The sequence below is a fragment of the Thermoanaerobacterium thermosaccharolyticum DSM 571 genome (genome assembly GCF_000145615.1).
GTDB lineage: Bacteria > Bacillota > Thermoanaerobacteria > Thermoanaerobacterales > Thermoanaerobacteraceae > Thermoanaerobacterium > Thermoanaerobacterium thermosaccharolyticum.
In genome coordinates, this window is record NC_014410.1 from 2,674,524 (window position 1) to 2,697,519 (window position 22,996).

Annotated in this window: 20 protein-coding genes; 3 read left to right on the forward strand and 17 right to left on the reverse strand. The window is 34.5% G+C overall.

Annotated elements, in window-relative coordinates; genetic code table 11:
• Nucleotides 1-57: 57 nt before the first annotated feature.
• Both hcp and mgrA read right to left on the reverse strand, forming a co-directional pair.
• Nucleotides 58-1,698: a hydroxylamine reductase gene (gene hcp, locus TTHE_RS13115; protein ID WP_013299053.1), complete on the reverse strand. Its 1,641-nt coding sequence runs from the start codon at nt 1,696-1,698 to the stop codon at nt 58-60.
• A 163-nt stretch (nt 1,699-1,861) separates the two neighbouring features.
• Nucleotides 1,862-2,845 (reverse strand): L-glyceraldehyde 3-phosphate reductase, encoded by a 984-nt coding sequence (gene mgrA, locus TTHE_RS13120; RefSeq protein WP_013299054.1) that lies wholly within the window; start codon nt 2,843-2,845, stop codon nt 1,862-1,864.
• Nucleotides 2,846-2,987: 142 nt separating this feature from the next.
• Between mgrA and TTHE_RS13125 the strand changes: the two genes are divergently transcribed.
• Entirely contained in the window at nt 2,988-3,425 is a 438-nt protein-coding gene (locus TTHE_RS13125; protein ID WP_013299055.1) for a DMT family transporter, read from the forward strand.
• Between the two features lie 39 nt (nt 3,426-3,464).
• On the opposite strand, the gene TTHE_RS13130 is transcribed toward TTHE_RS13125, so the two are convergent.
• The 7 genes from TTHE_RS13130 to TTHE_RS13160 all read right to left on the reverse strand — a co-directional run bounded on the left by TTHE_RS13130 (nt 3,465) and on the right by TTHE_RS13160 (nt 13,069).
• Nucleotides 3,465-3,635 (reverse strand): zinc-ribbon domain-containing protein, encoded by a 171-nt coding sequence (locus TTHE_RS13130; RefSeq protein WP_013299056.1) that lies wholly within the window; start codon nt 3,633-3,635, stop codon nt 3,465-3,467.
• A gap of 158 nt (nt 3,636-3,793) precedes the next feature.
• Complete coding sequence (locus TTHE_RS13135; protein ID WP_013299057.1) at nt 3,794-4,000, reverse strand: hypothetical protein; 207 nt, start codon at nt 3,998-4,000, stop codon at nt 3,794-3,796.
• 46 nt (nt 4,001-4,046) lie between these two features.
• Complete coding sequence (locus TTHE_RS13140; RefSeq protein WP_013299058.1) at nt 4,047-8,309, reverse strand: 2-hydroxyacyl-CoA dehydratase; 4,263 nt, start codon at nt 8,307-8,309, stop codon at nt 4,047-4,049.
• Between the two features lie 197 nt (nt 8,310-8,506).
• Nucleotides 8,507-9,364 (reverse strand): YitT family protein, encoded by an 858-nt coding sequence (locus TTHE_RS13145; protein WP_013299059.1) that lies wholly within the window; start codon nt 9,362-9,364, stop codon nt 8,507-8,509.
• Between the two features lie 586 nt (nt 9,365-9,950).
• Complete coding sequence (locus tag TTHE_RS13150) at nt 9,951-10,784, reverse strand: carbohydrate ABC transporter permease (protein WP_013299060.1); 834 nt, start codon at nt 10,782-10,784, stop codon at nt 9,951-9,953.
• A 9-nt stretch (nt 10,785-10,793) separates the two neighbouring features.
• On the reverse strand, nt 10,794-11,714 hold the full coding sequence (locus TTHE_RS13155) for a carbohydrate ABC transporter permease (RefSeq protein WP_013299061.1): 921 nt from the start codon (nt 11,712-11,714) through the stop codon (nt 10,794-10,796).
• A 68-nt stretch (nt 11,715-11,782) separates the two neighbouring features.
• Nucleotides 11,783-13,069 (reverse strand): ABC transporter substrate-binding protein, encoded by a 1,287-nt coding sequence (locus tag TTHE_RS13160; RefSeq protein ID WP_013299062.1) that lies wholly within the window; start codon nt 13,067-13,069, stop codon nt 11,783-11,785.
• Between the two features lie 169 nt (nt 13,070-13,238).
• Here TTHE_RS13160 and TTHE_RS13165 point away from each other — a divergent pair, with 169 nt between their 5' ends.
• Together TTHE_RS13165 and TTHE_RS13170 are read left to right on the forward strand one after the other, a co-directional pair.
• Entirely contained in the window at nt 13,239-14,942 is a 1,704-nt protein-coding gene (locus TTHE_RS13165) for a sensor histidine kinase (RefSeq protein ID WP_013299063.1), read from the forward strand.
• 10 nt (nt 14,943-14,952) lie between these two features.
• Nucleotides 14,953-16,050, forward strand: coding sequence for a response regulator (locus TTHE_RS13170; RefSeq protein WP_013299064.1), 1,098 nt, complete (start codon nt 14,953-14,955; stop codon nt 16,048-16,050).
• Nucleotides 16,051-16,172: 122 nt separating this feature from the next.
• Here the strand turns inward: TTHE_RS13170 and TTHE_RS13175 are convergent, their stop codons facing one another.
• From TTHE_RS13175 to TTHE_RS14740, 8 genes are all read right to left on the reverse strand, one after another.
• The gene (locus TTHE_RS13175; protein ID WP_013299065.1) at nt 16,173-16,883 is read right to left on the reverse strand and encodes a hypothetical protein; all 711 of its coding nucleotides are present in this window, start codon (nt 16,881-16,883) and stop codon (nt 16,173-16,175) included.
• Nucleotides 16,884-17,130: 247 nt separating this feature from the next.
• Nucleotides 17,131-17,811 carry a hypothetical protein gene (locus TTHE_RS13180; RefSeq protein ID WP_013299066.1) on the reverse strand — a complete coding sequence of 227 codons (681 nt, stop codon included), beginning with the start codon at nt 17,809-17,811 and terminating at the stop codon, nt 17,131-17,133.
• Between the two features lie 160 nt (nt 17,812-17,971).
• Nucleotides 17,972-19,114: a hypothetical protein gene (locus tag TTHE_RS13185; protein ID WP_013299067.1), complete on the reverse strand. Its 1,143-nt coding sequence runs from the start codon at nt 19,112-19,114 to the stop codon at nt 17,972-17,974.
• 87 nt (nt 19,115-19,201) lie between these two features.
• Complete coding sequence (locus tag TTHE_RS13805) at nt 19,202-20,374, reverse strand: amidase domain-containing protein (RefSeq protein WP_013299068.1); 1,173 nt, start codon at nt 20,372-20,374, stop codon at nt 19,202-19,204.
• Nucleotides 20,375-20,833: 459 nt separating this feature from the next.
• The gene (locus TTHE_RS13195; RefSeq protein WP_196793635.1) at nt 20,834-21,010 is read right to left on the reverse strand and encodes a hypothetical protein; all 177 of its coding nucleotides are present in this window, start codon (nt 21,008-21,010) and stop codon (nt 20,834-20,836) included.
• Nucleotides 21,011-21,399: 389 nt separating this feature from the next.
• Nucleotides 21,400-21,774, reverse strand: a complete 375-nt coding sequence (locus TTHE_RS13200) for a hypothetical protein (protein WP_231292675.1) — start codon at nt 21,772-21,774, stop codon at nt 21,400-21,402.
• A 253-nt stretch (nt 21,775-22,027) separates the two neighbouring features.
• A complete protein-coding gene (locus TTHE_RS14735; protein WP_231292676.1) occupies nt 22,028-22,315 on the reverse strand; it encodes a helix-turn-helix transcriptional regulator in 288 nt (95 codons plus the stop codon).
• A gap of 128 nt (nt 22,316-22,443) precedes the next feature.
• Complete coding sequence (locus TTHE_RS14740; RefSeq protein ID WP_231292677.1) at nt 22,444-22,788, reverse strand: hypothetical protein; 345 nt, start codon at nt 22,786-22,788, stop codon at nt 22,444-22,446.
• Nucleotides 22,789-22,996: the final 208 nt, after the last annotated feature.

Sequence of the window (22,996 nt, forward strand, 5' to 3'; positions counted from 1 at the left end):
GAAAAAAGAACGGCTTACAAGTTAATTAAAACTTATAAGCCGTCTTTTTTTCTATATTTAATTCCCCATAAACATCCTTATATCGTCTTCTACGTTTGTAATGCCACCAATGCCGAAGTTTTCAACTAAAACTTTTGCAACGTTTGGGGACAAGAATGCTGGAAGTGTCGGTCCTAAGTGAATATTCTTTACCCCCAGGTACAGAAGTGCTAGTAATACTATTACAGCTTTTTGCTCATACCATGCAATGTTAAATGATATTGGAAGCTCATTTATATCTTCAAGTCCAAACACTTCTTTTAGTTTAAGCGCAATCACTGCTAATGAATACGAGTCATTGCACTGTCCTGCATCAAGTACTCTTGGTATGCCATTTATGTCGCCAAGATTTAATTTATTGTATCTGTACTTTGCACATCCTGCCGTCAATATAACTGTATCTTTTGGAAGTTCTTTTGCAAATTCTGTGTAGTATTCTCTTGACTTCATCCTTCCGTCGCAGCCTGCCATTACAAAGAACCTCTTTATAGCACCAGTCTTTACTGCATCAACTACTTTATCTGCCAGCGCCAGAACTTGGTTGTGGGCAAATCCCCCTACTATCTCTCCACTCTCAATTTCAACTGGCGGTTTGCATCTCTTTGCATGCTCTATTATCTCTGTAAAGTCTTTTTTTCCATCTGGGCCAGCATCAATATGCTTTACACCTTCAAATCCTACAACACCAGTTGTGTAAAGTCTATCTTTATAAGAATCCTTTGGCGGTGTTAAGCAGTTTGTGGTCATGAGTATTGGACCGTTAAAGCTTTCAAATTCTTTATCCTGCTGCCACCATGCATTCCCGTAGTTTCCTGCAAAGTGTGAATACTTCTTAAATGCCGGATAGTAGTGTGCTGGAAGCATTTCACCGTGTGTATATACGTCAACACCTGTTCCTTCTGTTTGTTCAAGCAGTTCTTCCAAGTCTTTTAAGTCGTGTCCGCTTATTAAGATACCAGGATTGTTTCTGACGCCGATATTTACCTTTGTGATCTCAGGATTGCCGTATGTGGACGTATTTGCTTTGTCCAGAAGCGCCATCACATCGACGCCGTATTTACCAGCCTCTAATGCAAGTGACACATAATCATTTGCGCTCAAGCTGTCATCTAATGTAGCAACTAATGCTTTTTCTATAAACTCTGATATATTAGGATCTTTAAAGCCGAGGTTTGCAGCATGAAATGCGTACGCTGCCATACCCTTGATGCCGTAAGTTATAAGCTCCCTTAGAGACCTTATATCTTCATTTTTAGTAGCAAGCACACCTACTGATAAAGCCTTCTCATCAAATTCACTTTCATCTGCACTCCATGTAGCTGCATCATGCAAATTGTTTAATTCAACTCCATTATCTTTCAATTGGTTTTTTATTGACTCTCTAAGGTTTAAGCCTTCTTTAATTTTGCCAACGAAGTAATTTTTGTCAAAGTTGACGTTTGTTATAGTCGAAAATAGTCCATCGATTACGAAAGAATCTGTATTTTCACTGTTTAAGCCATGTTTTCTAGCTTCTTGGTTTACTATAGCTATCCCTTTTAATGTGTATATGAGCAAATCCTGAAGTCTTGCTGTATCATCAGTCTTACCGCATACGCCTCTTAATGTACAGCCAACGCCTTTTGATGCCTCTTGGCATTGATAGCAAAACATTCCCATGTTTTTTCCTCCTTCTTATTTTAAATTTCTAAATAGCAAATTTTTCACTATATTCAATACGCTTATTATTATATGGCACTCTATCCATTATTTCTGTGACAAATATCACAAAGCATAAAAAATAGAGGGCAAACTGTAATCCCTCTATGCTCTAACGCATAATCTATTTAGATAATATCTCATCTATTTCTTTCAATTCATCATCGCTAAATTCAAGATTATCTAGCGCTCTTACATTTTCTTCTATCTGACTTACTCTGCTGGCGCCTATTATTACAGATGTGACTTTTCTCAAGTCCCAAGCCAAAGCCATCTGAGCAATGCTCTGGCCTCTTCTATCTGCGATTTTTTTCAATTCTCTAACTTTATTTATGTTCTCTTCAGTGAGATTTCCTTTTAAGGATGTATTTTTCTTTGCAGCTCTAGAATCATCAGGGATTCCATTTAGGTACTTATCAGTCAATAATCCTTGTGCCAATGGGCTAAACGCTATGCTGCCAATACCTTCTTCTTCAAGGACATCTGTAAGTCCATCTTCTATCCATCTATTAAACATAGAATAACTTGGCTGGTTTATTAAAAGAGGAGTTCCAAGCTTTCTCAGTATTTCTGCAGCTTTTTTAGTGTCTTCAGCATTGTAGTTTGAAATACCGACGTATAAGGCTTTCCCCTGCCGTACAGCCTGATCTAGTGCCATCATGGTCTCTTCTAATGGTGTATTTGGATCTCTTCTGTGGGAATAAAATATGTCAACATAGTCAATACCCATTCTTTTTAAGCTCTGGTCTAAACTAGAAAGTAAGTATTTCCTTGAACCCCAGTCTCCATAAGGGCCGGGCCACATAGTATAGCCAGCTTTTGTTGAAATTAATAATTCATCTCTATAACCTCTAAAATCCGTCTTTAAAATCCTGCCGAAATTTTCTTCTGCAGAACCTGGTGGCGGACCATAATTATTTGCAAGGTCAAAATGTGTTATACCAAGGTCAAATGCTCTCCTTGCCATTGTCCTCATGTTTTCAAACACATCATATCCGCCAAAGTTGTGCCAGAGGCCAAGTGATATTGCAGGAAGCATAAGGCCACTTCTTCCGCATCTTCTATATATCATATTGTTGTATCTATTTTCATCAGGTATGTAGCTCATTTTTCTCCCTCCCAAATCGGTTTCTATTTTAATTATATAATAATAATTATTAAAAACAAAATATTAAAAAGTTAATTTAATTTTTGTCAATTTAAAAATATGGTATATTAAATAAGTAAACTATTTGAAAGGGGAACATCAAATGAATTCTATAATGCTTTATGTAGGCGCCATTATTGTTGGACTTGCTTTAGGGCTACAATCGCCGATGAATTCGACTCTTGGCAAGATAGCTTTACCAAAAAACTCTGCAGTCTTAAATAATTTAGTTGGACTTATTATTTTAGTTGTAATAAGCTTCGCAGATGGCAGCATAAGGCAATTTGCGAATTTATTTAAAGCACCAACATACCTTTTATTTGGCGGCATATTGGGTTCTATAATCGTTTTAGGATCAATCATACTGATTCCGAAGCTTGGTGCAGCTACTTTTGCATCCATAATAGTATCAGCACAGATGATCGCTGCTCTACTTATCGACAATTTTGGGCTATTTGGGGTTGAAAAAACTCCAATTGATTGGTTCAAAATAATGGGTGTTGTGCTTCTCATAATAGGCGTAAGGCTAATAAAAGCATAAAAAAACCTTATAGATTTTTTCTATAAGGTTTTTCTCAGGTTATCTTCTATAGCCTCTGTTGTTATTGTACTGCTGCTTTCTTGCTTTTCTGCATTCAGGACATCTTTGAGGCTCATTCTCGAAACCTTTTTCTTTGTAGAAAGCTTGCTCGCCTTCTGTAAAGATGAATTCCTTACCGCAGTCTTTGCATACTAATGTCTTATCTGCCACAACACTTTCCTCCTTTTTAAGATTATAAGATTTAAACAGACCACATTTCATCCTAAAAAGGGGAAATGTTGTTAAATCTCTTATTTAAATTACGAATTATAGTATACCACGTTTCATTATAATATGCAACATTTTTATTTATAAAAATCAATTTTTTCCTACTCTTCACTTGTAAAGTAGTCCATAAATGCTTTATCAGCAGCACTTACTTCCATTCCAGTGAAAACTATAGTTTTTTTATCACCATCTTTAGATATTAAGGTCAATTTCGAATCAAATGTTGCTGGTATGCTTTTACTAGGCTTAAAATAGTACGGTTTATAGCCATCTTTAATAAGTTTCACTGCATAAGAAATCTTATCCATTCATAAAAACCTCCCGTACTATTTATGATGCCCATAATTATAAAATCTATATTTTCTCAGTAGCAGCGATTTGCTCAAGTGCCTCGTTGTTTTTTTCTAATTTTTTAAAAGCTACAGACAGCATAAGCTTAATCCTGTTTAGTTGGTTTACCTCGCTGGCACCAGGATCATAATCTACAGAGACAATATTTGCATCTTTGTACATTTCCCTGATTGCTTTAATCACACCTTTTCCGGTTATGTGATTTGGAAGGCATGCAAAAGGTTGTATGCACACGATATTAGAAATGCCTTCCTTCAAAAGCTCCATCATCTCGGCTGTCAGATACCAACCTTCACCTGTTATATTTCCAAGCGATACTATAGGTGATGCCAACTCCTTTAGCTCATTGAGAGTTTTTGGAGAGATAAATCTTTTGCTTTTCTCTAAAGCCTTTCTCATTTCCTTTCTGTAAAATTCCATACCCGCAATACCGATATTCTGCAAAATCTGCTTTATTTTGCTACCAGATAAATATTTATATTTTTCATTTGCATGATCAAGTATAAACATCAAAAAGTCTATAAGATTCGGCAGTATCACTTCTGCCCCTTCTTTTTCAAGCACATCCACGATGCTGTTATTTGCAGTTGGATGATACTTCACTAGTATCTCGCCTACAACGCCTACCTTTGGTTTAATGACATTATTTATTTCAAGACTTTCAAAATCATTGACAATTTGATGCACATTCTCTTTAAAGGTCTTTAGATTTCCACTTCTTACCGATTCTATGCATTTAGGCACCCACTTTTCATAAAGTTTATTTGCAGATCCAGGTGTCTTCTCATAGGGCCTTACTCTAAGCAATACATTTTGCAAAAGATCACCATACACAAGGCCAATAAATGCCTTATTTAAAAGCCCCGCCGTTATTTTAAATCCAGGATTCTTCTCCATGCCCACAAAATTCAATGATATAACAGGTATATTTTCAAAACCAGCATCTTTTAAAGCCTTTCTTAAAAATCCTATATAGTTTGTAGCTCTGCAGCCACCACCTGTCTGCGTGATTATAACAGATGTATTGTTGAGATCGTATTTTCCAGATTTCAATGCTTCAATCAATTGTCCTACAACTATTATTGAAGGAAAACATGCATCATTGTTAACGTATTTTAAGCCTTCTTCAACCGCCGGCTTGTCTACAGCAGGAAGAACTTCTAAATTATAACCTGATACATTAAATGCTTCCTGCAAAAACTGAAAATGTATTGGCGACATCTGTGGTGCCAGTATAGTGTGCCTTTTTCGCATTTCATCCGTAAACAATATTCTTTCCATCGTGTACGGCACTTTATCTCTTTTATTGCCTTTTCTCTCATTAATCGCTGCTATTAATGAGCGTATACGTATCTTTATGGAGCCTACATTTGTACCTTCATCTATCTTTATAAGCGTAAATATTTTTTCGCGAGAGCTTAAGATCTCCTGCACCTGATCAGATGTAACGGCATCGATGCCACAGCCAAATGATGTAAGCTGTACAAGCTCTAAGTTGTCGTTGTCAGCCACAAAGCTTGCCGCCGCATAAAGCCTTGTATGATACATCCACTGATCTACAACTCTCAATTTCCTATCTAGCTTCCCTAGGTGTGATACAGAATCCTCCGTAAGAACAGCAATTCCTAATGATGTTATTATTTCAGGTATACCGTGGTTTATCTCCGGGTCTACATGATACGGTCTACCTGCCAGTACAATCCCTCTTTTGCCTGTTTCATCTAAGTATTTTAATACCTCTTCACCTTTTTTCTTTACATCGTCTTTTACTCTCTCGTCTTCCTCAAATGCTGCCTTTAATGCTTTATCTACTTCTCCTTTTGTTATGTCGAAAATCTTTAATTCTTCATAAAGTCTCTTAGCAAGTTTTGCCTTATCATCCAAAGCTAAAAAGGGATTTAGGAACAAAATGTCTTTTTCCTTCAATACATCCATATTATTTTTAATGACTTCCGCATACGATGCTACAACAGGACAGTTGTAGTGATTGTCCGCATCTTCAAATATGTTCTGCTCTACAGGAATGCATGGATAGAATATCGTCTTAATCCCTTTACTTATTAAATTCATTATGTGACCGTGCACAATTTTTGCCGGATAGCATGCAGACTCTGACGGTATTGTATCCATGCCTGATTCATATAATTTCTTCGATGACCTATCAGACAATATGACCCTAAATCCAAGCTTTGTAAAAAATGTAAACCAAAGCGGGTAATTTTCGTACATATTTAAAACTCTCGGAATTCCTATCGTTCCCCTGTAGGCTTTTTCTTTGCTAAGAGGCTTATATCCAAAAATCCTCTTGTACTTGTAGTCGTAAAGATTTGGTATGTCATTATGGCATATCTCTTTTCCAGCGCCTCTTTCACAGCGATTGCCTGAGATAAACTCTCTGCCATCACTGAACTTATTAATAGTTAAAAGACAATTATTTGTGCATTTCCCACACCTTCTATTCGAAACCTCCGTAGTGAAATTTTTAAGCCTGTCTCTTGTAATGATACTGCTTTTGCCATCTACATACCTCTCTTTTGCAATAAGTGCTGCACCGTATGCCCCCATCAGACCAGCAATTTGAGGTCTTACGGCATTTCTTCCTGTAATAAGTTCGAAACTCCTTAGTATAGCATCATTCAGAAAAGTGCCACCTTGAACGATTATCTTTTCTCCTAACTCTTTCGGATCTCTTATCTTTATGACTTTATACAAAGCATTTTTTATGACAGAGTATGAAAGGCCTGCAGAAATATCACCTAGTGATGCCCCTTCTTTTTGCGCCTGTTTCACCCTTGAATTCATAAAGACAGTACAGCGGGAACCTAAATCAACTGGGTTTCGAGCTGTCAATGCAGCTTTCGTAAACTCGTCTATAGACATATTAAGGGATGATGCAAAAGTCTCCAAAAATGAGCCACAACCTGATGAACAAGCTTCATTTAGCATTATGCTGTCTATGACTCCGTCCCTAATCCTTATGCACTTCATATCTTGTCCACCTATGTCAAGTATGAAGTCAACACCGGGCAAAAAATACTGAGAAGCCTTATAATGGGCAATGGTCTCAATTTCACCTATATCTACCATTAAAGCTGCTTTTATAAGATTTTCACCATAACCTGTAACAGTGGAATTCGCTATAAATGCACCATCAGGCATCTTGTCGTAAATGTCTAAAAGCACTTTTATGACAGAATTTAGAGGATTTCCTTCGTTACTGCCGTAGTAAGAATAAACAATTGCACCATCTTCATCTATCATTACAAGCTTTGTTGTAGTAGAACCAGCATCTATTCCCAAAAAAAGGCCGCTTTTAGCATCTTTTATATCTTTTTCTTTAATTTTTATTCCCTTGTGCCTTTCCTTGAACTCTTTATACTCTTCTTCGTTCAAAAATAAAGGTCTTAGCCTCTCTACATCATTTTTTACGTTGTATGGCATCGTATGCGCTTTATTGCTTAGCTCTTTTAAGGAAATGCTTTTTTCTTTTTTTGATGAGAGAGCAGCACCTATGGCAACGGCCAATTGCGAATTCTCCGGAACAATTACTTCCTCATCCTTCAAGTTCAATGTTTCTATAAATCTCTTCCTTAATTCTGGAAGGAAATACAAAGGGCCTCCTAAAAACGCCACGTTTCCTTTTATAGGCCGTCCACAAGCCAGTCCACTTATTGTCTGGTTTACAACCGCCTGAAATATGGAGGCTGCTATGTCTTCTCTTGCAGTGCCTTCATTTAAAAGAGGTTGAATGTCTGTCTTTGCAAAAACACCACATCTTGCAGCTATTGGATATATGACTTTGTAATTCTTAGCAAGCTCATTTAAGCCTTGTGCATCCGTCTTTAAAAGCGACGCCATCTGGTCTATAAATGCACCGGTACCCCCGGCACAGCTTCCATTCATGCGCTGCTCAATAGTGCTGTCAAAGTATGTAATCTTTGCATCCTCGCCGCCTAACTCAATGACGACATCTGCCTCCGGGAAAAACCTTTCAACAGTCTTTGTACCTGCAATTACTTCCTGCACAAACGGCATATTAAGCCACTCAGATACCGCCATACCTCCAGAACCAGTAACCGCAGCAGATACCACAAGGTCACCAAATTTAGAATACGCATCATCTATCAAATTTACAATAGTATCTTTTATGTTAGAAAGGTGTCTTTCATATCTACTATAGATAATCTCATCATTTTCATTTAAAATGACTATTTTGGCCGTAGTAGAACCTACGTCGATCCCTAAATAGTGCAAATTTCTATTCACTTCAATTTCTCCTTTAGATATACGTATTGTAATTATTATATAATAGATAGATTTAATTATAAATAATTCCTTAAATTTATGTTAGCACTATTTAGTTTAAAAACAAAATCACAATATTTATCAATTTGTATATTAGTGCATACTTAATCCAAAACCAAAAACAAATAATGGATTTAAGGTTATCGACAAGTGATTTTTTAATGAATTGCCCGTTTCCTGTGCTTGCCGCCCATTACGTCAGAAACATCATTGATAGTGACAAATGCGTTTTCATCTTTATCATATATGATTGATTTGAGCTTCGCCACTTCTAAACGGGTGACGACAGAGTAAATGATGGTCTTCTGGTTTTTTGAAAATCCTCCTTTGCCCTCAATAAATGTCACTCCCCTGCCTAACCGCGCAGTTATGGCGTCTGCGATCTCCTCACCATATTCTGAAATGATAATGACCGCCTTGGCTTCGTCCAGTCCTTCTATCGTTATATCTATCACTTTAAAAGCAATAAAATAAGCAATCAGAGAATACATTGCCCTGTCCCATCCAAAAACTAATCCTGCACTGCTTAGAATGAATATGTTGAAAAACATCACCATTTCTCCCACTGAAAAGGCCGTACGCTTATTTATTATGATTGCAACCATTTCAGTCCCGTCAAGGGATCCGCCGTATCGAATAATCATTCCTACACCAACTCCCAAGATTACTCCGCCGAATACGGACGCAAGCAAAACATCATTTGTAAGACCGGGTATAGGGTGTAAAATTGAAACCCACAACGACAGAGATAATAAGGAAAACAAGGATGACAATACAAATGTCCGACCTATCTGATTGTACCCCATAAATAGAAATGGAAGATTATAAATGATTATGAATAGGCTAAGCGGCAATTTGGTCAAATAGCTTGAGATTATTGATATTCCCGTGATTCCGCCATCAATAATGTTATTGGGTATGAGAAATATTTCTAACCCTACTGCTGCCAACAGCGAGCCTAAAAAAAGGAAAAAATACCTAATCATCTCTCGTGCAATTTGATGTTTCTTCGTCATATAACCCTTCCTTAAAATTTATTTTGTGCATCATAAATATTAAATTTGTCCTGTTGCAATAATGTGATAATTGTTTAAGTCCATTTGAGCATCTTATAACGTAAACTCCATGATAAGAAAACATTATAACTATTAGTATAGCTTGAGATAGTATAATCTGATATCATTTACTTGGCACATCTTGTATATTTGCTTCATTTTAATGATATAAACACATTTTAATAAATAAGATTTCACATAAAGTGCCTCATGCTGAAAACTCCTCATATTTTATTATACTATAAGTACTAGCCCAAGTGAAACCCATAATACATTAACTGCCGCAATTCATTTGCCCATCAGAACCTGCTCCCTGCAGTAAATTAAATTGTAACGGTTTTGCAAATTTTTGTATACATTTTCCGTCTGCATTATTTTTTCATTATTTTTATTCAAAATTTATCATCGTTGTGGCATAAATTCATTAAGTTTATCGAAATTATGTCCATGCCATAATAAAAAGACAGATTTTCTCTGCCTTAAAAGTAATACTTCAAAAAAATATTTACCTTTTCTTAAGAAAATAAAATTCTCTGTTTGCACTTTCCTATCCTTTAACTGCACCAGCAGTTAGGCCGGATATTATTCTCTTTTGGAATATTAAGACCATTATTATGAGTGGCACTGTTACTACTACTGAAGCTGCTGCAATATCTCCCCATGGAAGGTCATGTTCTCCGGGAAACATGGCAATTCCCACCGGCACTGTTCTCATTAAATCTTGTGTATTAAATACAAGAGCGAAGAGAAATTCATTCCAAGCAGCAATAAAAGTGAGGATTGCAGCCGTAAACATTCCCGGTGTAGCAAGAGGCATTATAATTCTTAAAAATGCCTGCATCGGGGTAGCGCCATCCACCTTTGCCGATTCCTCAAGTTCATATGGAATCTCTTTAAAAAATGAAGTTAAAATCCACAGCGATAGAGGAATTGCAAAAGTCGTATACGTTAGTATGAGCCCAAAATAGCTGTTCAATAGATTTATATTCTTAAGAAAAAGAAACAGCGGACTTACAATTGCAATTCCGGGAAACATAGACACTGACAAAACCAGAGACAATATTATCCCTTTTCCTTTAAATTTCAGCCTTGCTAAAGCATATGCCGCAAAAGAGGAAACAAAGAGGCTGAAAATGGTTGTCACAGAAGCTACTATGAAACTATTTTTTAGATAAGTCAGGAAAGGCCTTTTTATAAAAACATTTATGTAATATCCTGTATAAATTTTACTGGGAATCCACTTTGGGGGAATACTGAAAAGCTCTTGCGGAGTTTTAAATGATGTAATAAACTGCCAGATGAATGGAAAAATAATAAATCCGAGAAATACAACTAAAAATATATAAAACAATATCTGATTTATAATATTTTTAAACTTCATCTTTTCACCTCATTCTAAAATGCTTTTATCCAAAAGCCTTATATAGATCATGGCAAAAACAAATACAAAGATAAATATTACAACTGCTATTGCAGAGCCAATTCCAAAATCGAGGTTTCTGAAAAGGGTTTTATATGCATATATAGTTAGAGTCTCCGTAGAGTTTCCCGGACCTCCTCCTGTCATTACAAAAATTAGATCAAACACTCTGAAGGCGTCTAATGTTCTAAATATAAGAGCTACTAAAATCGTTGGCTTCAGCAAAGGTAAAGTAATGCTAAAAAATCTTCTTATACTTCCTGCACCATCTACTTTTGCTGCCTCATAAAATTCATAAGATATGTTTTGAAGACCTGCCAGCAACAATAGCGCCATAAATGGAGCAGTTTTCCATACATCAGCAAATATGGCCGATCCCATCGCCAAAGACGGGGAACCTAGCCATGCCTTATAACTATTTATAATCCCCATTCTTAGCAATATATCGTTCAATAAGCCAAATTGGTCATTGTAGATGAATTTCCACATGAGGGCAGATACTATAGTAGGTATAGCCCACGGAATCAATATGGCTGCCCTTACTAATCCTGTTCCCTTAAATTTTTTGTTCATCAGAAGTGCCATTATCATTCCAATCACTAATTCCAATGACACAGATACGATAGTAAAAATCACCGTATTTATGCTAGCAGAGCGAAACCTGGGATCATTAAATAATGAAATATAGTTTTGAAATCCAATAAAGTGAGTCATGCCTATGAGTTGAAGCTTCATATAATAAAGGCTTAATTTAAAAGTATTTAATACAGGATATAACGCTATTGCTATTATACACAACAGCGCCGGAGCAACAAGCAAATATCCCAATATTGCATCGTTTAAATAAAATTTTGACTGTTTAGGTTGAACAACTGATTTTTTCTCTATCATCTTATCACCTCTTTATATCAAGTGGCAGCCAAAGCTGCCACTTGGGATTTATATGGACCTTAACAATTTTATTTTTTGCCTTCATTTTTAATTATATCGTTTAAGTCTTTTTCTATATTTTGTATAGCTTGCTGCGGTGTTATCTCGCCTGTCAAAGCTTTGTGGAAATTAATCTGCATTGAGTCGGACATTTGCGGATAAAATGGAGTTACAGGTCTTGGCTTAGCTGTAATAAATGCGTCGTACAAGTCTGACCAATATGGATTCTTCGCCAGAACATCTTTGTCTTGATATAATGATTTTATTGTTGGAAGATTTCCGCCTTCTAAAGCTGTTATCTTTTGGCCTTCCTCACTTGTAACAAATTCTACAAATTTCCATGCTTCTTCAGGATGCTTTGAGTATTTATTTATGCCAAGGTTCCATCCTCCTAAAGCAGGTGTTCCTGCCTGGCCGTCTTTGCCTTTCGGAATTGGAGCTATACCTACTTTATCTTTTATAGGTGAATCATCTCCGTTTACTAAAGACCATGCATAAGGCCAATTTCTCATAAATATTGCTTCGCCCTGCTGGAACACATTTCTCGCGTCTTCCTCTTGATACGTTGTTACGCCTGGGGGAGCAATTTTTGCAAGGTCTAATAAGTACTGAAGTCCGCCAACGGCCTGCGGTGTGTTAATAGTAACTTTATCTCCTTCAAGGACATTTCCGCCGTTGCTTCCGATTACCTCTAAAGCGTCGCAGACTAAACCTTCATATTGATTTCCTTGAAATACAATCCCGTATTTAGTGCCGCCTTTGCCAACATTGTCTTTTGCCATTTGAATTAATTCTTCCCAAGTCTTCGGCGGAGTGCTGATAATATCTTTTCTATAATAGAGAACACCCGCGTCTGTAGATCTTGGTACTGCCCATATGTGGCCATTATATGTCACTGCTTCCACAGGTCCCGGTAAAAATTTATCTCTCATTTCTTGCGTAAATTTATCATCTAATGGAAGTAACCAATTGGCAGCAGCAAATTCAGGTGTCCAAATAATGTCCATAGCTAAAACATCGATGCTTGAGTCTCCTGCAGACAAAGCTGTAACGTACGAATTGTGTTGATCATCTGATGAATTAGGTAATTCCTGAACTTTGACTTTGATGTTTGGATATTTCTTTTCAAAAGCTTCAATTAATTTTTGTGTTGCTGGTGTAGAGTCTTTACCTGAGGAATAAGTAATTGTGACAGGCTCATTTTTTGAAGTGCTGTTTGCAGCAGTTGAATTGCCGTTAGAGCTGCAGCCGGCAATTAAAACTAATACAAGCATCAGTGAAACTAATGAAGTCATGATTTTACTTTTTTTACCCATCAAAATACCTCCCTAAATAAAATATTTTTTCTACATAAAAATTATACAAGAATCGGTTTCATAAAATGATATGATATTTTTAATATTTTGTGTAGTTTTTTATAAACTTTTATTTAAATATTGTAATAGATTTATTTTGATGATATATATAATATATAGGTGAATTTATATGCTATACAAAAAGATTCTGCTTTCATATATTTTAATAATAGTCATACCTCTCATTATGGTAGCGACAATAACAGGAAATATAACATCAAGATATATAAATGAGAAGGCTAAAGAAACTTCATATCAGACATTAAATCAGGCCAATAAAAATATCTCAAAAATGCTGGAAAACATGAAAAATGCTCTGCTGTACGTTTCAATGAATAAGGAGCTGCAATATTTTCTATCTCGCAGTGGTGCAGAAACTCCTTTTAATGTAAGCAGAGAAATTATAGCAATCAGGAATAGCATACTGCTTCCAAAAATATTTAATGAAAATTATTCATCTATAGAGATTTTCGCTCTGCACAAAGATCAATATCTGACGAGATTAGAGCAAAATGACGTTATGTCCTCAAAAGTGGTCGAAAATAAGGAATGGTACAAAAAAACATTAGAGATTAACGGCAAGCTGTTCTGGTACGTAAACAATGATTTTGGGAAGCAAATGATTTCTGTATCAAGGCTTGTTTTTGATGTGAAAAATTTTACTAAACCCATAGCAGTTATTTCTGTAGATATGGATATGTCCAAAATCGCATCAATTATATCTGATATAAACCTTGGCAAATCATCCAAAATATATATTATCGACGATAAAGGTAAACTTATATATTCTGAAGATAATAGCTATTTGTATAAATATGGCCTTAAAATGTACGGGAATAACTCCGGAAACAGCTTAATTACTGTAAACGGAAACAAAATGATGGTCATATACAATACTTTGCAAAACGGCTGGAAGCTCATTGGCATGGTTTCTCTTGATGAACTTAATGAGAAAGCTAGAGTTATAAGGAATTTAATATATATCACTGCGCTTTTGAGTCTTGCAACTGCGTCTTTAATTTCTCTTTATTTTTCCCACAGCATTTCTTACCCGATAATAGAACTGGCTAGTGAGATGAAAAAAGCAGAAAACGGGGATTTTAACATGCACATCGGAGAAAAGTGGAGTGGAGAGATAGGAGTGCTGTATTCAAGTTTTAACTACATGATAAAAAAGATAAATGAGCTTATATATGAGGTATATTTATCAAAAATAAAAGAGAAAGACGCAGAGCTGAAAGCATTGCAGGCACAGATAAATCCGCACTTTTTGTACAATACGCTTGATTCTATTAATTGGATTGCTATAGAGCACAAAATACCTGAGATAAGCAAAATCGTAAATTCTTTGGCATCAATTTTAAGATACAGCATAAATAAAGGAAACGATATATCTACTGTAGAAAAAGAAATCAATCATGTCGAAAGCTATATTATTATTCAGAAAATCAGGTTTAAAGATAAATTTGAAGCAGATTTCAATATAGATAAAAGAATCCTGCCTTATAAAACAATAAAATTAATTTTGCAGCCTCTTGTTGAAAATGCAGTAATTCATGGTATAGAGTCATATGAAGGAAAAGGAGAAATCTTAATTAATGGTTATTTATCAGAGGAAGGCAATATTATATTTGAAGTCATAAATAACGGTAATCTCATAGATTTAGATTTGGTAAACGATATATTAAACACGCCAGCAGATGACAGGGAAAATTACGGGATAAAAAATGTAAATGAGAGAATTAAGCTGTATTATGGCAAACAGTATGGTCTCAATTACCAAATAATTAATGGCAGAACTATAGCAAGTATTACTATTCCTGCGGTATTGTGAGGTTGATTTTATGAAAATTCTAATTGTAGATGATGAATCAATAGTTAGAGAAGGGCTTAAAAACAATATTAATTGGCAAGAACTGAATTTAACGGTGGTAGGCTGCGAATCCAACGGAAAAAATGCTTTTGAAGTGTTTAACAGAGAAAACCCCGATATTATTTTAACAGATATACGGATGCCATTTATGGATGGTTTGCTGCTTACAAAAGAAGTTAAAAAAATTGATCACAGTGTCATAGTGATTTTGTTAAGCGCTTATGATGATTTTAAATACGCTCAGCAGGCTATAAGATTGGGAGCTTTCGATTATATCTTAAAACCTATTGACATTGACGTATTAAAACAAACTATAAGGCAAGGAGTTTTAAAGAGAAAAGAACTGTTGGACAAAGAAAAAAAGCCAGTGCCACCATTAAAAGAAGAAGATCTGAAATTTTTAAAGGCAGAATATTATAAGTATCCTCTACAGTTGGAAGATGAACTATCAAAATCCATAAAAAGAGGAAATAAAGATTTATCCCTTAACATTTTTAATGATATCTGGAGTGAATTTGATAACAAAGGTTTTACAGAAGATTTTATAAAAAGGTGGGGTCTGGAGCTTATCGCTTTGATTACACGTTCTATTATAGAAATTGGAGAAAATGCGGATATTTTATTTAAAGAAACAGACCCATGGAGGCAGATTTCGGATTTACCTACTAAAGAAAAGCTCCGGGATTGGATGGAGAATATAATAAATACGGTATGCGAATATATTTCTTTGGCCAAAAGCTCTAAAAACAGAAAATTGGTTGATATGGCCGTTAAATTAATACAAAACAATTACAGCGATTTAGATATTTCTTTAAACAGCATTGCTGAAAGACTATACATAACACCAAGCTATCTGAGTGCCTTATTTAAAAACGAAATGGGTATTACGTTTTCAGATTATTTAACAGAATACAGGATTGAAAAGGCAAAAGAACTTTTAAAAGATGTAAAGATAAAAATATACGAAGTGGCTGAAGCAGTAGGATATACGGATCAGCACTATTTCAGCAAAGTCTTTAAAAATATAACAAGTTTTACTCCCAAAGAATATAGAGAAAAAATCTTATAACTTAGATATTGAATCTTCACCAATTGTTGTGTTAGTATAAAATCTGTGGCAAATCATCACCACAGCTTAGAAAAGATTTTTTCATTTGTTTTTCTGCTATTCATTGCGCCTACTAATAATTTTTAGTACAGGCTGTAACGATATCCTAAATCTACTGTTTTTCTTAAATAATATGTGCCGCCTTGCTTGGATAATACACCTCTGGCTGTACTGTCTAATAAGTCAACTGTAAATATAGTGGCATTCATCTTAATAGTTGCAGTACCGCTTGCCTCCATCTCTGTTGTAGGGAGATTTCCTGTTGTTGAAATAGCAGCAGCATGCTGATTTTCCAGCTTCCAATCGCCATCGCTTGCTTTTTCCCAGTAAGCTTTATCAATACTTTCTATTTGTCTGAAAGAACCCTCAGAGTAAATAGTCAAAACCGTATAGAGTCTCGTCACTGCAGATCCGTAAGCACGTTCTTTGTAGATGATCAGCTTTGAAGTTTTATAAATATTATTAGATTGAGGCATTACTTTAGAATTCGATGCATATATAGGTTCTACCTTCTCGCCATATGCCTCTATAAACTTGCCAGTATTTTTATCAAAAACCTCTACTCGTGAAAACCCACCTGACTCTGTCCTTGAAATGTTTACTTGAGAAATATCATACGGCACATTCGTATATACATCTTTTAATTTTATCCTATTTTCATTTGCCGTTTTTACTTCCTTTACCAAACTGTTTTCGGCCTTTGCATCTGTGCTATTGAAATCAGATAAGCCATAGGCAATAATAATCAATAGAGCTAAAGCGATGAATATCAAAGAATATATTATCTTTTTCATAAAATCAACCCTCGCAAAGTTTTAGATTAATTTCATAATATATTTACTTCATAAATATGTCTATTGACCAAAAGTACTAATTTTTTTAATACTTTCGTACTAAAATGGAATTAATTGTATACTTAGTGCTTTCCTCGCCCGCAGTGGGATTTCACCGCCTAGCTATTGCCCATGCCGGGCGCACAATAGCAAACAGACCGTTCAACGTTAAATGCACGGTCTGTTTATGTTTATTATGGGATTATTTTTACTTCAGCCTAACCGTAAAATCGCCTGATATGGGAGAGCCAATCTGTGGACCATCATTTACAAAAGAAATGTAGTAATTATATGCAGGATCCAAATTGTAAAATCTTGTTGTCCACCAGCCAGTATTAGAATCTATTTGAAATTTGTCGGAACTAGCAACAAATTTATTCGTGCCAGCTTGATAAACATTAATGTGCCATAAAACATTAGCAGGATAGTCAGCTTTTACATTCCAGTCTACATATAGCTGTGTGGAACCATTTGTGAAAAAATAGTAGTTTGAAAAAATTTCAGTGTTAACTCCACTGAAAGCACCGCTATAAGGTAGATTTGTTCCCTTTGTTGGCCGACTAAGGGACATAGGATTTACATCAGCATCTAAAGAAGCTGCTTTTTGTGATGTCATCTTGGTAGTTTCAGAAGCTGGTTTAGCATTTTCTTCATTTGAAATAGTTATTTGGTTACTGATTATATCTACATTTGAAGGAACTTGCCTCAAATATGTCATTTTTGTCGTCTCAGACGATGGTTTAAGATTTTCTACAATTGGTGCGGAAATTTGTTTACTACCTGTATCCACATTTCCTCCTCGTAAAGCAAATGAAGTTCCACTTAAGCTTAAACTTAAGATGAGTATCAAGATTAAACATATTGATATTCGAATTGATTTTCTGTTCATTTTAATTCCACCTCCTTTCGGTATTAAACTACTATGCAAACATTATCAGTAAATCTTTGGCTTTATTATATATCCATTTCATTAATATTTCAATTGGCCAAAAGTACTAATTTTTTTTAGTACGAAAGTACTAAGTGGAATAAGCAATAAAGTATTTATGCTAATAATTTATGCTTTCAAGACCTGGAAAGTACATCAAATCTGCGTTAAATTCTTTATACAGATTTTTACCTTTCAAATCCATCGAAGATGCAATTTTTTTATCAGGACCAATTACATCCCACGTATCATCGCTTTTTAGATGTATTGCGCCCAATAGCTTATTATCTTTAAATGCGCATATTAGAGGTTCTACATTTGTATCTGTACTTACAGGAAGGCTTAAAATCAACACGTCTTTGTACTTCCCAACAGGCGTTATATCCTTAGAATAGTCCGGCCTAAAGCTTCCTTCCTTCACGATGCTTCTGCATTCTTTCGCAACATCATCAAGCAAAGTTGCTTTTTTGGTCTTAAGATCGACTTCACCTAAAGTTTTGAAACATTGGATGTAGTATTTAGAACCTACAAGCATTGTATTATTAGGAAAAGGTGTATAAACAACGCCACCACCTGGAAGCCTTACCTCGTCCCAACTTATCTTGTCAATGTTATCTACATTGCACTTGGCAATATATATATTGGAATGTGTCTCAAATGGATAGTCAAAGATAAATGTTATATCACCTGTTTTGCTATCATAATCTATAAAGCATGGTTGATTATATTCACCTACTGTAATGTCATTGCCTTTGTCATCCTTCGTTTTATACAGAAATGATACATTCTTTTCCATTACATCGCTGCCATTGTGTAAGTATAATGTATAGTTTTTTACTTTTTTAATTGGTTCAGGATTGTCATCCAAATTCCCTTTAGCTTCAATGTCCTTGCCGTATACCATACCCACATCATTGCCTTTGACAAAATCTACTTTGTCTTTATATTCATCTGTTGGATAATACGTCTTCCTCAATACTATCCTGCCATCTCCATCCCAAAATAAAGGTGTGACAAAATTGGGGTCTTCTGAGACATAGACTATCTTTTCAGTTAAATTTACTTTAGAATTATTCAAATCCCAATAAGCTAACATCGCCGAATGTTTATTATCTGGCTCATTTGTATATATCAAAAAAGGTATTTTTATCTCTTCAGAGTCGCTCTTAGGGCTTTCATTTTCTGTTACTTTAGTATTGTCTACAGTATAACAACCTGTAGCAATAAATATAAGTGTAAAGACCATCAAAAAAAATTTTTTCATAAAGAACAAAAACTCCTTCCTTAAAAATTCATACAAAGAAGAAGCAAAATAAGCTTCTTCTTTGTATGAATTAAACACTCATTAATCTTAATTCCACAGAACATAATATTCATAGGTTGATACATTTGAGTAATTTACTTGATTCCTATCATTTGTATGTCCACTAAATTGCCTTGTTATTGTATCATTTTTAACAATCATGACGACGTGAGAAGTAGAAGTGTAAAGGACTCCTCCAGCCGATGCAGACGTATAATTTGATGCTTTCCAATATCCTTTGTTAAGCATATAACTTTTTAACGAACTCGTATTTACCCATGATGCTGCCGTCTGTTTAGCAGTAGCACCTCTATACCACGTACCGTCCGTCGGAATGCCTCCCGCATGTAAAGCCTGTGACACAAAGTCAGCACAATCATTATGGCACAATCCAGGATAATACGGATAAGCACTATTGTTCCATGTATTTCTAGCTTGCAGTATACCACAGGACGTTCCGTGATCATAACATGATGTGGCATTTATAGACCATCTATTGGCGTAATCTCTGGCAGCAATCCTGTCATATGAAGCATAAAGTGCAGGTGAATATTCCTCTTTCTGTAAATTCAAAACCTGTTGCATATCGTGTATGCCTTCTGTTTCCATTTCTTCTGAAGATTTAGGAAGCAGATTTTGTATAGGAACCATAGTATCAATATTTTCTGCCATTATATTTATGGAATCCTGAACTATCTGATTGTCTTTCACATCAGCAGTAACTGTCAAGAAAAAATTATTATCATCAGCTTTATTTATATACTGACTCAGATCATTAAATCTAAACTCCAATTCTTTAGAGGCTTTTGATAATTGATATTCTTTTAGGCTATTTTTATTTGCTTCAAAAAGAGCACTGTTCATTTTAGCATTAGATTCATATTTAAAATTATTTAGATTGACCTTCTTCAACATTCCCTTTATATATGGAAGGTCTTCAACTTTTTTTGCCTTTAAAGTCGTATTCATCGTTACAAAAAGATTCGCTTCAACTTTTGAATCAGTAACTTTCAGATCATTAAATTTAACTTGAATGCTGTTAATTGTGTAAAATTGCCCGAATCCGTTAGTCAGCACATTTTTTACTTTCTGCTCAATTGTATCTTTATAATCATTCGTATAATCCGCTTTCGCATATGTCACAGATGCAAAAGCCGTGGTCAATAATGATAGCATCAACAAAGCCAGCAGAATGCCTTTTGCCATTTTTAATCCTTTCATATTCTTTCTCCCTTCTATCCTATTTTAATTTAAAGTAGCAATTCAAGTTTTAAATACCACCTCCTTTTTTTATTCGCTCTGACACTTCTGCTGCTTTAAGTTATTCTAAAAAAATTGCCAGTCGATGTTTGATTTCATTATATGTTTCTTCCAAAATTGTGTCAACTGACCAAAAGTACTAATTTTTTTAGTACGAAAGTACTAAAGCGGAATGACCTGTATATGAAATTATATCAGAACCATCTTCGTTGCATAGTTTTACTGTCATTTTCTTTTTTTCATATTTAAATAATTATTAATAAATTATTTATCTTTTTAATAAACTTTTTACTAAATTGCCTTGTTAAGGAGATTTCCAATTGATGATAAAGACAAACGACAAAAACAAAAGATTTAAAACTAATACAAACAAAATGATAGATAATAACCATTTGGAGAATTTATCTAAACCCATTCATCTCAGTTCTTCCAGACATCACCGTTTCGAGTAACGCTTACTCTTAGATCAACATACTCATCTTGTACAACCAAACCATTCCCCTCATACTCTATGCCCCAGTGAAAATTACCTCTTGCATAAGCTCTGCAGTATTCTCCGTTATTTATAACTGTAGTACCAGTTTCCCAGTTTGACACTTGCCAGGCTGAAAGGATACCTCTTTCATAATAACCCCATAACCCTCCATTTTTTACTCGTTCTGACACTTCTGCTGCTTTAAGTTATTCTAAAAAAATTGCCAGTCGATGTTTGATTTCATTATATGTTTCTTCCAAAATTGTGTCAACTGACCAAAAGTACTAATTTTTTTAGTACAAAAGTACTAAAGCGGAATGAGCCATATGTGAAATTATATCAAATCCATCTTCGTTGCATTGTTTTACTATCCTTTTCGTTTTTTGCATACTTAATAATTATTAATAAATTATTTATCTTTTTAATTAACTTTTTAATTTTTGTATGTCCACTAAATTGTCTTGTTATTGTATCATTTTTAACAATCATTACAACGTAATATCTTGCTAAATCAATTTATATTCTCTATCTTTTGAAAAAAGCGTTTTTCCAAATCTTTTAATTTAGACCTTAAAATGCTTTCATCCATATGTTTTATCTCAGCAATCTCGCTAAATGTCATTAAAGACATATCTATACCCCAATGCATTTTTAATAATTCTTTTTCTTCCTCAGAAAATTCTTTTGTTAGCTCGGTAAAATTTCCTTTTATAAATATCAACAAGTTTTCAAATCTATCCTTTTCATATGGTTCCGTTGGCTGTTCATCTTCAGTTATAACTATATTTTCTGATTCAATACCATTTTCTATTTTTTGAAGTATTACTTTTTTCCTTCCACAACCCTTAATCACAACTATACACCGCCTACATTTCTTTATGGCCAAATATGTATTTGATCTTATATCTTTTTTAAGTTCTTTGTGATAATTAGCACTCCGTTTAATGACTTCATTTTCCCAGTTTCCAGCACTAATTTGTTATTTCCCTTTTTTAAACCAATTATGCAAAAACAAGAACAATTTATATAGAAAATATAATATTATTATAATCAGAACTAAATTAACTGTGGTAAATATAATAGTCACAATATTCATTGATGGCATTAATACAGCCCTCCTTCATGGGTTTACAAAAGTATTATATCAAGTCCATCTTCGCCGCTTTGTATATACAGTCCTTTACATTTTTCACGTTTAATATTTCAAAAATCTTATTCTTATGGTATTTTACATTGCTTATTGATCTATTAATCATTTTTGCTATCTCTTCATCCGTCTTTCCTTCCGCTGTCAGTTTCAAAATCTTTAGCTCTACTTCTTCAAATTTTCCCTCTATCATTTCTTTTTTAAGCGCTGCATAATTATATTCTGTATATTTTGCCATCAAAAACACCATAAACACGCATTCATCAGTAAGTCCATTCATACATGAAATATCGATTACACCTATCAATTGCCCTTTATTGTCAAAGACAGGTACAGCTATGCAGTCTATCTCCCTGAGGCACTTAAGATAATGTTCATTCTTTTTGACAAATGCAGTTTCTCCTTCATTTAAAGCAATCGATACTTATTTATTCCTGCAAATTCTTCTTTCAACTGAACACCTATATTTAAATAAGAAAAACTACTTTTGTTAGGCACAATCAAATCTATTATGATGCCGTTTTCGTCTGTCAATAGATATGTATATTTTTTAAATTGGCCATTAATCTTAGATATTTCATGAATGCTTTTTCTAAAGGCTTTAATTAGCAACTTCTTCTCATCGGAAATGTAAAGATCTGATACAAACATAAACGGTTTTGTGTCTTGATTAAGTCCTCTTCTTGTACATCTTCTCCATGCTTCATCAAACAAATGCTTATGAGTATCATATTTTATGACTTCATACTTCATCTCGATCTCCCTTATTACAATAAAGTTAAAATATTAACAACGTTTAAAATGTACCAAATTTATTTTTGTATTTTTTCTATAATCATATTTCTACAAAAACTTTTGAATTCCTTTTAATGTAACCAAAACTTAACATTTCTTAATAAATTCTTAATGTTTTTAATAAATTTTTTAATTTTTCTTATCAATAATAAACAAGGGACAGATT